At 55.4% G+C, this 14,268-nt stretch carries 12 protein-coding genes; 8 read left to right on the top strand and 4 right to left on the bottom strand.

The features are described from left to right. Positions 1-52: 52 nt before the first annotated feature. On the top strand, positions 53-739 hold the full coding sequence (gene dpiA / locus ACX9GU_RS09790) for a two-component response regulator DpiA (protein WP_473194615.1): 687 nt from the start codon (positions 53-55) through the stop codon (positions 737-739). Positions 740-813: 74 nt separating this feature from the next. On the opposite strand, the gene ACX9GU_RS09785 is transcribed toward dpiA, so the two are convergent. The 4 genes from ACX9GU_RS09785 to ACX9GU_RS09770 form a co-directional block, all read right to left on the bottom strand. Then, entirely contained in the window at positions 814-1,797 is a 984-nt protein-coding gene (locus ACX9GU_RS09785; protein ID WP_473194614.1) for an ABC transporter permease, read from the bottom strand. Positions 1,798-1,799: 2 nt separating this feature from the next. After that, positions 1,800-2,738: an ABC transporter permease gene (locus ACX9GU_RS09780; RefSeq protein WP_473195151.1), complete on the bottom strand. Its 939-nt coding sequence runs from the start codon at positions 2,736-2,738 to the stop codon at positions 1,800-1,802. Between the two features lie 76 nt (positions 2,739-2,814). After that, positions 2,815-4,296 carry a sugar ABC transporter ATP-binding protein gene (locus tag ACX9GU_RS09775; RefSeq protein WP_473194613.1) on the bottom strand — a complete coding sequence of 494 codons (1,482 nt, stop codon included), beginning with the start codon at positions 4,294-4,296 and terminating at the stop codon, positions 2,815-2,817. A 74-nt stretch (positions 4,297-4,370) separates the two neighbouring features. Next, the gene (locus ACX9GU_RS09770; protein ID WP_473195150.1) at positions 4,371-5,306 is read right to left on the bottom strand and encodes a substrate-binding domain-containing protein; all 936 of its coding nucleotides are present in this window, start codon (positions 5,304-5,306) and stop codon (positions 4,371-4,373) included. A gap of 237 nt (positions 5,307-5,543) precedes the next feature. On the opposite strand from ACX9GU_RS09770, the gene ACX9GU_RS09765 reads away from it, so the two are divergent. The 7 genes from ACX9GU_RS09765 (at position 5,544) to fbpC (ending at position 13,980) form a co-directional block, all read left to right on the top strand. Beyond that, positions 5,544-5,795, top strand: coding sequence for a hypothetical protein (locus ACX9GU_RS09765; protein ID WP_473194612.1), 252 nt, complete (start codon positions 5,544-5,546; stop codon positions 5,793-5,795). Continuing rightward, positions 5,792-6,421, top strand: coding sequence for a response regulator (locus ACX9GU_RS09760; RefSeq protein ID WP_411753946.1), 630 nt, complete (start codon positions 5,792-5,794; stop codon positions 6,419-6,421). The genes ACX9GU_RS09765 and ACX9GU_RS09760 overlap by 4 nt, the downstream gene beginning before the upstream one ends. Positions 6,422-6,433: 12 nt before the next feature. Continuing rightward, positions 6,434-7,966, top strand: a complete 1,533-nt coding sequence (locus ACX9GU_RS09755; protein ID WP_473195149.1) for an MASE1 domain-containing sensor histidine kinase — start codon at positions 6,434-6,436, stop codon at positions 7,964-7,966. 88 nt (positions 7,967-8,054) lie between these two features. Next, positions 8,055-9,347: an MFS transporter family glucose-6-phosphate receptor UhpC gene (gene uhpC / locus ACX9GU_RS09750; protein WP_473194611.1), complete on the top strand. Its 1,293-nt coding sequence runs from the start codon at positions 8,055-8,057 to the stop codon at positions 9,345-9,347. A 364-nt stretch (positions 9,348-9,711) separates the two neighbouring features. Further along, complete coding sequence (locus ACX9GU_RS09745) at positions 9,712-10,743, top strand: ABC transporter substrate-binding protein (RefSeq protein WP_021180290.1); 1,032 nt, start codon at positions 9,712-9,714, stop codon at positions 10,741-10,743. A 74-nt stretch (positions 10,744-10,817) separates the two neighbouring features. Continuing rightward, the gene (locus tag ACX9GU_RS09740) at positions 10,818-12,896 is read left to right on the top strand and encodes an ABC transporter permease (protein ID WP_473194610.1); all 2,079 of its coding nucleotides are present in this window, start codon (positions 10,818-10,820) and stop codon (positions 12,894-12,896) included. Between the two features lie 25 nt (positions 12,897-12,921). Then, positions 12,922-13,980, top strand: a complete 1,059-nt coding sequence (gene fbpC, locus ACX9GU_RS09735) for a ferric ABC transporter ATP-binding protein (protein WP_039995816.1) — start codon at positions 12,922-12,924, stop codon at positions 13,978-13,980. Positions 13,981-14,268 lie beyond the last annotated feature (288 nt).

Here is a 14,268-nt window from a genome sequence, read left to right as displayed (position 1 = left end):
ACCATCTCGCTGAGATTTAATTAGCAACGTAATTAAGCAACGGGGAATTGACATGGAGTGGCTAAATATTCTGATTGTTGAGGATGAAACGCCGTTGGCAGAAATGCATGCGGAATTCATCAAGCAGAATGGCGGATGCCGGCAGATTTGGCTGGCGGGCACCCTGGCACAGGCACGCGCGATGACCGAGCGTTTCAAACCCGACCTGATCCTGCTGGATAATTTCCTGCCGGACGGCCAAGGCATAGAACTGCTGCGCGAACTGACGCTACAAGGCTACGGCGGTGGCATTGTGTTTATCACCGCCGCCAGCGATATGGACACCGTGGCCGAAGCGCTGCGCTATGGCGTGTTCGATTACCTGATCAAACCCCTGGCCTATGACCGCCTGGCGCAAACCCTGCAACGCTTTAGCCAACGGCGCGAAGCGCTGAAAGACAAGGCGCGGGTCAACCAACGCCGTATCGATGAGATGTTCAACACCTACGCCCGCGGTGGCGATCAGGCCGCATTGCCCACCGGCATTGATGAGCTGACGCTGATGAAGATCCGCGCTTTGTTCGAAGATCCGCAGGTGCGTCATACGGCAGAAAGCGTGGCACAACAGATTGGGCTGAGCCGCACCACCGCCCGGCGCTACCTGGAGTTTTTTAGCGCCAACGATCAATTAGTGGCGGAGATTATTTACGGCAAGGTGGGCAGACCCCAGCGGATCTATCGATCTGCCAGCAGTGACTAAACAGGAGCGCCCAACATACAGTGATGTAGTGGGCTGCTCCTGGGCTGTCGAACCTGTTTGGCGAGCTTGCACTATCACGGCAACGGCTTGTTCTGCCGTAAGAAACGCAATGCCGGGACCTTCGCACCTTTGACAAAGATAAACGCCAGCAGTAGCGATCCCCACAGTGCCATGGTGATATAGCTGCTGACCCCCATGATATTTAGCCCGCTCTCCAGCATTTGCAGCAGGAACAGCGCTAACACAATGCCGAAGACCTTACCAAATCCACCGTCAGGATTTACCCCGCCTAATACCGTCGCCAGGATAGTGATCAGCAACAGTGACTCGCCGTAAGAGGCTTTGGCCGAGTTGAGTTTGGACATCATCAGCAACGCCGCGACGGCGCACAGTAACGAGGAAATCACATAAACCCAAATCAGCGTGCGGCGGGTATTAATACCAGAGAAAAAGGTGGCTTTTTCGTTGGAGCCGGACAGGTATATCTGACGGCCCAGCGGGGTCTTGGCCAACATAAGCCAGAGCAGCAACGCCACTATGGCAAACAGATAAAGCGGGACTGGAACCCCGAGGAAATAGCTGCGATCCAATGCCAGCACATAGCTCGGAAAGTTTGAAATCGCCGAGCCTTTAGAGATCAGCACATTGATCCCTTTGAGCAAGGTCATGATGCCCAGTGTCGCCAGAATGGGGGATACCCGAACCACCGAGATAAGCACCCCATTGATGATCCCCACCACCAAGGCAACCGATACCCCCGCCAACAGCATCACTATCATTGAACTGAACGTTGGCTCAAGCTGGGTACACACCCAGGCCATCACCAGCGCACTGGCATTCGCAGTGGCAATAATAGATAAGTTGATGCCACCGGTTAGCATGGTGATCGCCATCGCCAGCGTCAATATCCCCGCGACGGGGATCTGTGAGGCGATGGATTGGAAATTGGCCGCAGACCAGAATACCTGTGGGATCAGCACACTGAACACGCCCGCCACCAGCACCAGCAGTGCCACCAACCAGCGCTCGGTATGATCACGTTGAGTTGTTTTCGACATGGTTATATCCCTACCTTATGACGTTGGCCCCAGGCTGTCACACTGATACTGATGACTATCACCAGACCGATCACCACGCTATGCCAGTACGACGAAATACCCAGTAAATTCAGACCATTTTGCAAAACTGCCAGCAAGATCACTCCAAGCAGAGTGCCGGTTAGGGTCCCCCGCCCACCGACAATACTGGTACCGCCCAGTACCACCGCCGCCAGCACGGTGAGTTCATAACCGAGCAACGAGTCCGGTGCCACCGTCAAGACGGTATAGTACTGCACCACACCGGCGATGCCGGATAAAAACCCCATATAGCCATAAACAAACAGTTGCAGCTTAACAATGCTGAACCCCATGCGGGATGCCGCCTCCTGATTTCCGCCCAACGCATAAATTTGCCGGCCAATGCTGGTACGAGTCATCACCAAAGCAGTGACAATAATCGTCGCCAGCAAGGTCAAAATGGGCAGCGAAAGTCCATAGTCATAGCCGTCAGCGGCGGTGAAGGAAAACAGCATTGGCCCATGTTCGAACCATTCCGGATAGGTATACAGCCAGACACCCCGGCTGAGATACAGCAGCAACCCGTAGAAGATATTCAGCGTGGAAATGGTAATAATGATGGACGGCACCCGCAGGCGATTAACCAACAACGCATTGATCAACCCCAGCAATAACCCGATGCCTCCTGCCAACGCGAAAGCCACCGGGAAATTACCACCAAACTTCACAATAAATGTCACCATGACATATTGCGAGATGATGGTCATCGCCGGAAATGAGATGTCAATACCGCCAGAAATCAAAACGATAAAAAACCCACACGCCAAAATGGTCAGCATGGCGTAGTTATTTATCAAGTCATAAATATTGGCGAGCGTCAGAAATTCTGGGCTGGTGAAAGCAAGATAAGTCGAAATAATCAATAGGGTGAAAGCCAACATAACTTCATGGCGTTTCAGATGCTGTTTATTGAATAAGCCTGTTTTGCCAACATCAGATTTATTGAGGACATGGGGATTAGCCATTGACTACCTCCGCAATGGCAGCTTCGCTGCAGTTACTCGTCAAGAACTCCTGCACCAGCCGCCCGGACCGCATAACGATAATACGGTGGCTATTAAAGTAAGCTTCATCGATCTCATCACACACCATTAATACAGCAATCCCCCGTGCCGCCAATGCATTGATAATGTTATAAATCCCCGCCTTGTTGGCAATATCGACCCCAACGGTCGGCGAATCGAGGATCAGTATTTGCGGTTCGGTTGCCAGCCATTTGGCGATGGCAATACGCTGCGCATTTCCGCCGGATAACGTGTTGACCGGCAAGTCGCTGTTACCAATTTTGATCGACAGGTGTTTCACCATGTCTTCGACCAGTGTGTCGACTCGCTCGGCCCGCATCAGGTGAAAGGCATTTTTAAGCCGGTGTAATACCGTGGCACTGATATTGTCGCGGATGGATTGCTCCATAATCAGCCCGGTGCTCATCCGGTCTTCCGAGACATAGCCCACACCGGCGGCAATGGCGTCGCGGTTACTGGTGAACCGCATTGGCTTATCATTGATACGAATACTGCCCGACTCGGGTTTGGTTATACCAAATAGGCTGAGGCACAGCTCTGTGCGGCCAGACCCCAGCAAACCAACCAGCGCGACAATTTCGCCAGGATGCAAAGCCAGTGAGATATTCTGATATTCGTTGCCACGGGAAAGCGCTTCCACTGCCAGCACGACCGGGCGTGCTGCGCTGTAAGGCGCTAGCACCTGAAAATCAAATTTCATATCCGTCATCAGCCAGGCAAGCCGTTGGTTATCCACTTCAGCAGCGGGGTAGGTTCCAACCCATTGGCCATCTTTCAGCACGGTAATACGGTCTGAAATCTCCAGTACTTCGCTCAACCGATGACTCACAAATACCACGCAGATATTGCGTGATTTCAGCTCATGCACCACCCGTAGCAAGCCGTTAACTTCCTGCCGGGTCAGCGACGCGGTTGGCTCATCCATCACAATGAGGCGGGCATCTTGTGCCAGTGCACGGCAGATAGCGACTAATTGTTGCTGGGCGATGGATAAATTCTCAACCAATTCGTCCAGATTAAGGTGGGCATCGATGCTGTTAATGACGCGTTCGGCGGTCTCCCGCATCTGACGTTTATTCACCCATAGTCGATGGTGATAATGGTTCATGGCGATATTCTCAGCCACGGTCAGATTCGGGAATAAGGATAAATCCTGATAAATAACCTGGATCCCCAGGCGGACAGACTCAATAGGTGTCAGGGTTGCATAGGTTTTACCATCAATAATAATGGCGGCATCTCTATCGGGTTGGTAAACACCGGAGATAATCTTGATCAGTGTTGATTTGCCACAACCGTTCTGCCCAGCAAGGCAATGTACCTCACCCGGTAGCAGGGTCATGGCCACCTTATTCAGCGCCTTGACGCCATAAAAGGTTTTACTGATATTTTCCAGGGTAATAAATGGCTGCATACATCCTCTTACGCCAGGCGAGCATTGGTTGCAGAGCCGAACAAGGTATCCGGCTCTGCGGTCATGCGGGGGAATTAATACAGGGAATCCACGTTGTCCTTGGTAACTCGCAGTACATTGTGGAACTGAATCAGGTGTTTATCCTGATCAACCTCCGCTTTACCCACCCCTGGGATCTCCATGCCTGTTTCGATCTTCTCACCCTTGAGCACTTTGTCAGCAACGGCGGTCAGTGCATATCCAGCAGAACCTGGGTCATAAGTGACGCCCATGGCGATATCACCACTTTTAATCAGCGAAGCTGCCTGAGAAGGGATCATCATGCCGAATACGTGGACATTGTTTTTCGCCCGCTTCTCTTTCACTGCGCGGCCTGCACCAATTGGGCCCTGTGAGCCGAAGGCCACAATCCCTTTCAGGTCGCTATGGGCTTTCATCAGATCCAGTGTAGTGCGGCGTGAATCGTCAATGCTCTCGGCGACGGGCATACGGCTGGTCACTTCAAACATGTCCGGATAATGCTCTTTCTGGTACTTAACAAACAAATCTGCCCACAGGTTATGTTGTGGCACGGTCAGGCTGCCGACATAAATAACATACCCACCCTTGCCGCCCATCGCTTTGGCCATTTCTTCCACGTTGTCGGCGGCAAATTTGGCGTTATCGATGATTTCAATATCCCAGTTAGCGCTAGGCTGCCCTGGGGATTCGTTGGTTAATACCACGATACCGGCGTCACGCGCTTTCTTGAAGACGGGCTCCAACACATCGGCATCGTTCGGCACGATACTGATGGCGCTGACTTTCTTAGCGATCAAATCTTCAATGATTTTAACCTGTTGTGGCGCATCGGTACTGGATGGGCCAACCTGATAGGCTTTGATGCTCAGGTCTTTACCTGCTCGTTCCACACCTTCACCCATGCGGTTGAACCAGGGCATTCCGGCAATTTTCGAAATATTGACGACTTCCACTTCTTGCGCCAATGCACCGCCCGAGCCCACCAGCATGCTGAACAGGCTGGCCGCCAATAACGTTTTCACACTCAATTTTTTCATCTAACACTCCCGGATCTAATGTAGGTTGAGGCATAACCGCCAAATAGCGAGGTAACTCATTGGTATTATTTATATTTTATGATTAGTGACGCTTTACCGGGATGCCGATTTTACATCTGCACAACATTCCCGTAAGGGGACTCTACAGCCTCGATAGCGATTTCCCCCATATCTTTGAATGCTATTTATATGGACAAACCTGCAACCTTCCCGGTTTGCGACGGAGGTCATGATCCGCAGGGGAGAAACGAAGCGAATGGCGTAAAAATAACCGCCAGGAGGGCAATAACAGTGCTGGTGACAGGGATACTCTGGGTCGATGCGGCAGGCCATTTTAATGCCAATCTGTTAACTCCCTTCCATTTTGCGGCGCAGCAGTTGCCAGCCGGGGTTTTCCTGCGCATGATGCGGAAAATCTCATACTTTGTTACAGGCCTATGATTAACGTTGCGCTGATAGACGACCACGTGGTGGTTCGCTCCGGGTTTGCCCAGTTATTGTCGTTGGAAGAGGATATCCGTATCGTCGGCCAGTTCGACTCGGCGGCACAGGCATGGCCACATCTGCTGCGCGATCCGATCGACGTAGCGGTGCTGGATATTGCCATGCCGAACGAAAGCGGCCTCAGCCTGCTCCAGCGTTTACGCCAACAGCGCCCCACCTTTCGCGCCATCATCCTCAGCATCTATGACACCAATGCCTTTGTGCAAAGCGCTATTGATGCCGGGGCCGGTGGTTATCTCACCAAACGCTGTGGCCCCCATGAACTGGTGCAGGCGGTGCGCGCCGTCAGCAGCGGTGGGCTTTACCTGTGCGCGGATGCCTTGCGAGCACTGCGCCATACTCCGCAGCCACCGCAAGAATTGCAGGTACTCACCCCGCGCGAAAAAGAGATCTTCGATCTGCTGGTCAACGGCCTGAGTGTCAAAACCATCGCCCAACAGTTGACCTTAAGCCATAAGACCGTGCAGGTGCACCGCGCCAATATCCTCGGCAAACTGCATTGCGACACGACCGTGGAACTGGTGCATTTCGCGCTGCAACATCAACTGCTTGCAGGGAGTTAACCGGTGCCGCCAATGGTGCGCCGCCTGGCGCTTTCGCTGTTTCTGGCGCTGTTTTTTGCCCTCAGTTGGCTAGCCCTATGGACCATTAGCCTGCACCTGAGCCATGACGGCCAGCAGGCCGTGCTGCTGTTTCCCCAAGGGCTGCGGCTAGCGCTGCTGATCCTGCTACCGCGGCGTTACTGGCCCACGCTATTACTGGCGGAAGCCGCCACGCTGCTATGGCTGCATGACCAGCAATTGCTGAGCGATCGCTCGGTGCTACTGCTACCGTTGTTAAGCCTGCTACCGGCCTGGGGCACTCAGCGGCTGTGGTATCGCTATCACCTGTATTGGCAACGGCTGTCGCTATTACTGGCGGCCATCGCGGCCAATGCGCTGCTGTGTGGATTACTGGCGGGGTTCTGGCTGCCATCCAGCATCAGTCAAACCTTGCTGACCAGCTTTACCGGCGGCGTGCTGCTGGTGCCTTTTGTCTATCTGATTTATACCTACCTGCGTCAGCAACTGGTGACATCAATGCCAGTTCCACGCCCCTCGACGCCACAATTACGCACCTCGCTACTGCTGTGGTGTTCACTGTTTCTCACCATGGGGATTTGCGTGCAACTGGCTATCGCCCCGCAGATGGAGCGGCTGCTGCTGATCTTTATCTTTTTGCCCAACGTGTTTATGGCTTATCGCTTTGGCTGGCAAGGGGGGGTGTTAGCGGCGCTGTTTGGCAGCGTGATGATCACCCTCACCCGCCAGGCCGGTGGCGCGTTTCAGGATCTGCAAGAGTTGGAGCTATTCCTTTCTACCCAGGCGCTGTTGGGGATTGGGTTGGGGATTGCCATCAGCCGCCAGCAGCAACTGGCGCAAAAGCTAGAGCGCTATCGCCAGCAATTGGAACAGGAATTAGCGGCCAAACGACAGCTGATGGAGCGGCTGATAGGGACCGAAGAAGAAGTGCGCAAAGCCATCGCACGCGAGTTGCATGATGAAATCGGCCAGAATATTACCGCCATTCAGATCCAGGCGATGCTGGTGAACCGCAGCGCCACCGCCCCGGCCACCCGCCAGGCCGCCGAACAGATCGATTCGTTGTCGCAGCGCATCCACCACACCACCCGCACCCTGTTACGGCAGTTACGCCCGCCGGTGTTGGAAGAGATGGAGCTGGACAAAGCCCTGCATCACCTGGCCGATGAGTTTTCCTTTGCCGAACAGGGGATCAGCTTCCAGCTGGATTACCGCCTGCCTGCCACACCAGATGATGAAACCCTGGTATTTACCCTCTACCGCGTGGCGCAGGAGCTGCTCAATAACATCAGCAAACACGCCTGCGCCAGCCATGTGCATTTAAGCCTGACGCAAACCCACCAGACGATCACCCTGGAAGTCCGTGATGACGGCCAGGGCATACCGTTGCAACCCACCAGCGGCTTTGGCCTGCGCGGTATTGAAGAGCGAGTACGCGCATTGGGGGGCGATTGGCGGCTCCACCGGCGTAACGGCACGCGCATAATTGTTAACCTGCCCACAAAACTGAACAAAAACCCCGTGTAACTAAGACTTAGTCTTAGGCGCCTAAAACCTTGTCTCATCCATTGCGATTTTCAACATCCTACACTGCTCCCATTGTCTGGAGGACACCATGGCATCGGCCACGTTAACCGCAGAGCAAATCAGCGCTCGCTACCGCTACTGGCGACCACGCCTGATGTTTTCGATGATCGTCGGCTACGGCGCATTCTATCTGACGCGCAAAAGCGTCAGCTATGCCATGCCGGTGATGCAACTTGAACTGGGGTTGGACAAAGGAGATATCGGCCTGCTGGGTACGCTGTTTTACCTGGCCTACGGCGGCTCGAAGTTTGTCTCCGGCATCGTCAGCGATCGCAGCCAGGCGCGCTGGTTTATGGGGGTCGGGCTGTTTATCACCGGCGTGCTGAACATCGTGTTCGCCTTTTGCCATTCGCTGACGGCATTGCTGGTGGTCTGGACGTTAAACGGTTTCTTTCAGGGCTGGGGCTGGCCGCCCTGCGCCAAGATGCTCACCAGTTGGTATTCGCGCAACGAGCGAGGCTTCTGGTGGGGCACCTGGAATACCTCGATCAGCCTGGGCGGTGCGGCCGTGCCGTTGCTGTCCGGATTTATGGCTTCGCACTACGGTTGGCAGGCTGCGCTGTTGCTGCCGGGAGCCATCGGGATGCTGATTGGGCTGTGGCTGTGCTGGCAACTGTGCGGTAAACCGCAGCAGCAAGGATTACCCAGCGTAGGCCACTGGCGGCGCGATCCGCTGGAGCTGTGGCAAGAGCAGCAAAGCCCGGCGATGCCGATGCGGCGGATGTTGTTTGACACCATATTGCGCAACCCAACCATCTGGTTGCTGGGCGTGTCCTACATCCTGGTGTACCTGATACGTATTGCGCTGAACGATTGGGGCAACATCTGGCTGGCGGAGAGCCACGGCGTCAACCTGATGAAGGCCAACGCCACGTTGTCACTGTTTGAACTGGGTGGGCTGTTTGGCGCGCTGTTTGCCGGTTGGGGATCGGATCTGCTGTTTCGCGGCCTGCGAGCACCGATGATCCTGCTGTTCTCCATCGGGCTGTTTGTGACGACGACCGCCCTGTGGCTGGCCCCGCTGCACCATTACGGGCTGCTTTCGGCCTGCTTTTTCGGCCTCGGCTTTTTTGTGTTTGGGCCGCAGATGCTGATCGGGCTGGCCGCCACTGAGCACTGCCACAAGGATGCGGCCGGGACCGTGACCGGGTTTCTTGGCCTGTTTGCCTACCTGGGGGCCGCGCTGGCCGGTTGGCCGCTGGCTCAGGTATTGCAGCATTACGGTTGGTATGGGTTCTTTGCCCTGCTGGCGCTGGCAGCCACCTGCGTCGGCCTGCTGTTGATGCCGCTGCTGATGGCCGGGCAGATACGGCAAGAGTAAGACAAGAATTTTACAGGGTGATGAGGGTTTTTAGTCGGTGCAATTCCCCTCACCCTAACCCTCTCCCACAGGGAGAGGGGACCGAATGTGCAACATATTATCTTCTGCGTCGGACATCAGATCAGAAGGACTGAAGCCAGAGGATAAAAGGTGCCACAGATTGATCCTCGCACCCAATAGCAACGCCGGATCAGCAGATCAGCAGATCAGAGAGACTGGAGCCAGAGGATAAAGGTGCCACAGATTGATCCTCGCACCCAATAGCAACACCGGATCAGCTCCCTCTCCCTGTGGGAGAGGGTTGGGGTGAGGGGCAAATTGGTTTGCTTTACCCTACAAAGACAACAACAACAAGGACAACACCATGAAATTGACACCTCTCAACACCCTGCTGGCCACCACGCTGGCGCTGACAGCCCTGGCCGGAACCGTGCAGGCCAAAGGCCGTCTGGTGATCTATTGCAGCGCCACCAACGCCATGTGCGAGGAAGAAGCCAAAGCCTTCGGGGAGAAATACGACGTCAAGACCAGCTTTATCCGCAACGGCTCTGGCAGCACCTTGGCCAAGGTAGACGCGGAAAAGAAAAACCCGCAGGCTGACGTCTGGTACGGCGGTACGCTGGATCCTCAATCACAGGCCGGTGAAATGGACCTGTTGGAGGCTTACGCCTCTCCGAACCTGGAGCAAATCATGCCGCAGTTCCGCGATCCGGCCAAACGTAAAGGCAACTACTCCTCTGCGGTGTATATCGGCATTCTCGGTTTTGGCGTCAACACCGATCGTCTGAAAGAGAAAAACCTGCCTGAGCCCAAGTGCTGGAAGGATCTGACCAACCCGATCTACAAAGGCGAGATCCAGATCGCCGATCCACAAAGTTCCGGCACGGCCTACACCGCGCTGGCCACCTTTGCGCAGTTGTGGGGCGAAGAAGCCGCCTTTGATTATCTGAAACAGCTGAATGGCAATATCTCACAGTACACCAAGTCCGGCATTGCTCCGGCCCGCAACGCCGCGCGCGGTGAAACCACCATCGGTATTGGCTTCCTACACGACTATTCGCTGGAAAAAGAAAAAGGCGCACCTCTGACGCTGGTTTCCCCATGCGAAGGTTCTGGCTATGAAATCGGCGGCATCAGCATCCTGAAAAACGCCCGCAATATGGAAAACGCCAAGCTGTTCGTAGACTGGGCGCTGTCAAAAGAGGCTCAGGAGCTTTCATGGAAGAAGGGTCAGTCTTACCAGATCCTGACTAACACCACGGCAGAGACTTCCCCTAACTCGCTGAAGCTGGATCAACTGAAACTGATCGATTACGACATGGATACCTACGGCGCTTCCGACATGCGTAAAAAGCTGATCACCAAATGGGTTAACGACGTGAAGATGGGCCACTGATCCCATCCCGCATCTATCGGGCGTAGTGACTGCTGACTATGCCCGCTTCATTTTCGTTTATTCCGGGGAATATCATGTCTGAAACCATCACCTTGCGCACGGCGCAGGGGCGGGATCCCATTTTCTACTGGTTGCTGCTGGCGCTGGCAGGTTTCGCCCTACTGCCTTCCTACAGCCTGGACTACGGGCTGCTGGAGGCGACCCGCGAAGAGCTGCTGGCGGCCTACGGATGGTCACATGCAGGCTTGGCCATGTTGTGGTTTGCCGCCCCGCTGCTGCTGGTGGTACGCCCGCAGATTGCCACTGGCCGCAAGCAACGCAACCGCCACCTTTTTGATGCCGGTTATGCCCTGGCCTGTGGGCTATTGGTGTTTATCAGCGCCGCCGCGACCGGTACCGGGATGGGGTTCGCTACCTTGCCGCTGCTGGTGGCAATGGGCGCAGTGATCACCCTTGCGCTCTCAAGGCTGGAATGGCTGGGTGGCGATCGCTTTGTACTCGGTTCGCTGGTGGCAGTGATCGCCCTGATCGTGCTGTTTATCATTTACCCCAGCATCGCCATCTTTATCCCGATGTTCACCGATGAGGCCGGTGCCTTCGCCCCGTTGGCGTTTATGCAAACGCTCGGGCAGGCGCATATCCTGCAGGTGATCTGGAACTCCTTCCTACTGTCCGTCGCCGTCGGGATTGGCTGTACCTTCTTTGGCATGGTGCTGGCAATTTATACCACGCGTATCGCCCGCCGCTCGGCGGTGATTGGCCGTATCTTTTCGATCCTGCCAATCGTAACGCCGCCGTTTGTGGTTGGCTTAGGCGTCACCCTGATGATGGGCCGCTCCGGCTACATCACCGAGCTGATGGTGACCTGGTTCGGCCTGACCAACACCAACTGGCTCTACGGCTTTACCGGGATCTGGTTGGCCCAGGTGCTGGCCTTTACGCCCATGTCATTCATGATCCTCGACGGGGCTATCAAGACCATCCATCCGTCGCTGGAAGAGGCGTCCTATACGTTGCGCGCCAACCGCTTCCAGACCTTTACCCAGGTGTTTATGCCGTTGCTGAAACCGGCATTGGCCAACTCGTTCCTGATCGTCATTGTTCAATCGTTGGCAGACTTCAGTAACCCCTTGGTTCTCGGCGGCAACTTCGACGTATTGGCCACGCAGATCTACTTCTACATTACCGGTGCGCAGCTTGATTATCAGGCGGCCAGTACGCTGGGCGTGGTGCTGCTGATGTTCTCGCTGCTGGTGTTCTGCGTGCAATACATGTGGATCGGCAAGCGTTCCTACGTGACCATTTCCGGCAAATCCAACCACGGCGACGTTCAGCCGCTGCCGGTGACGCTGGTGTGGGGCGTCTCGCTGATGCTGTATGTCTGGATCGCCTTCAATATCTTGCTGTACGGCAGCATTTTCTACGGCAGCTTTACCGTTAACTGGGGCGTGGACTACACGCTGACGCTGGACAACTTCAGCAAACTGTTCGGCCAAGGGTTCAGCGACGGCGCATGGCCTTCCCTGATCGATACCTTGCTGTATGCCGGGATTGCCGCACCGATCACTGCCATCTTCGGCCTGCTGATTGCTTACATCGTGGTACGTCAGCAGTTCCAGGGTAAAAAAGTGATCGAGTTCAGCACTATGCTGTGCTTCGCGGTGCCAGGCACCGTGGCCGGTGTTTCCTACATTCTGGCGTTCAACAGCGCGCCGGTTTACCTGACCGGAACGGCAGCCATCGTGATCATTTCGATGGTGATGCGCAACGTGCCGGTGGGGATCCGCGCGGGTATCGCCGGTTTGGGGCAGTTGGACAAGTCACTGGATGAGGCCTCCCTCAGCCTGCGTGCCGGTTCGCTTCGCACCATAGTGTATATCCTGCTGCCCTTGCTGCGCCCGGCGATCCTCTCGGCGTTGGTCTACAGCTTTGTCCGTGCCATGACCACCGTGAGCGCCATTGTTTTCCTGGTGACGCCAGATACGCGCGTCGCGACGTCCTACATCCTTAACCGGGTAGAGGACGGCGAGTATGGCGTGGCCATTGCCTACGGATCGATCCTGATCGTAGTGATGCTGGCGATTATTTTCCTGTTTGATGCCCTGGTTGGCGAAGCGCGGGTCGCGCGTTCCAAAGCCCGGAATGCGGCCTGATACCCGGCGGAGAAGGATGAACAACATGTCTGACATTCAAGATAAGAAGCACTTTGTTGAACTGAAAAACGTCGCCAAGCGGTTTGGCAACAACACCGTGATTGAAAACCTGAGCCTGGCGATCCCCCGTGGGGATATGGTGACGCTGCTTGGCCCTTCCGGCTGCGGTAAAACCACGGTCCTGCGCCTGGTCGCCGGGCTGGAAAAACCCAGTGGCGGGCAGATCTTTATCGATGGCGAAGACGTGACCGATCGCTCCATTCAGCAGCGGGACATCTGTATGGTGTTCCAGTCCTACGCGCTGTTCCCTCATATGTCGCTGGGGGATAACATCGGCTATGGCCTGAAAATGCTGGGAAGGCCCAAGGCGGAGATCCGCGATCGGGTCCGTGAAGCTCTGATGCTGGTCGATCTGGAGGGTTTTGAAGAGCGCTATGTCGATCAGATTTCAGGCGGCCAGCAGCAACGCGTCGCCCTGGCACGAGCGCTGATCCTCAAACCCAAGGTGCTGCTGTTCGATGAACCGCTGAGTAACCTGGATGCCAACCTGCGCCGCAGCATGCGCGAGAAGATCCGCGAGTTGCAGCAGCAGTTCAACATCACCTCACTCTATGTCACCCACGATCAGAGCGAAGCCTTTGCGGTTTCCGACACCGTGCTGGTGATGAACAAAGGGGAAATCATGCAGATTGGCGCACCGCAGACGCTGTACCGCTATCCGGCATCGCGCTTTATGGCCGGATTTATGGGGGATGCCAACATCTTCCCGGCCAAGGTGACCAGCAGCGGCGTAGAGATCTTTGGCTACGCGGTGCCACGCCCACAAGGCTTTGCTGCTGGTTTGCAGCAATGTACCGTGGGCGTGCGCCCGGAGGCGATCACCCTCAGCCAACACGGGGAACCGAGCCAGCGTTGCACCATCAGCAAGGTGGCCTATATGGGGCCGCAGTATGAAGTGCTGGTGAACTGGCACGATCAGTCGCTGCTGCTGCAGGTAAACGCTACGCAGTTGCAGCCCGAGCCGGGTGACAGCTATTTCCTGCAAATCCATCCGTTCGGCATGTTTGTCCTCGCCGACGAGTAAGCCTGAATTTAATCCCCGCTCGTGGTTCCGGGCGGGGATTCTTCGATGTCCATCCCCTACAGCCATCTCGATATCACCGCATTTACGGCACTGGGGTGATCTCGCTCTGTTTCTTCTCTTCTACCGCCACCGTCGGGCATTATCACTATCGGTTGAGCTTAACGCGGGCATCTATGGGGTAAATCTGCCAAAAGCTCAACGGGTTGCGCATTCTGTAAGCAAACAAACGCAGAATGCGTGATCCCCTTTGACTTCCCCCCGGCACCCCGTTATCATTCCGCCCGTTCA

The sequence above is a fragment of the Serratia sp. K1WW1 genome (assembly GCF_055790865.1).
The sequence above is the reverse complement of the archived record's forward strand: the minus strand, read 5'-3'. Positions and strand labels throughout refer to the sequence as shown.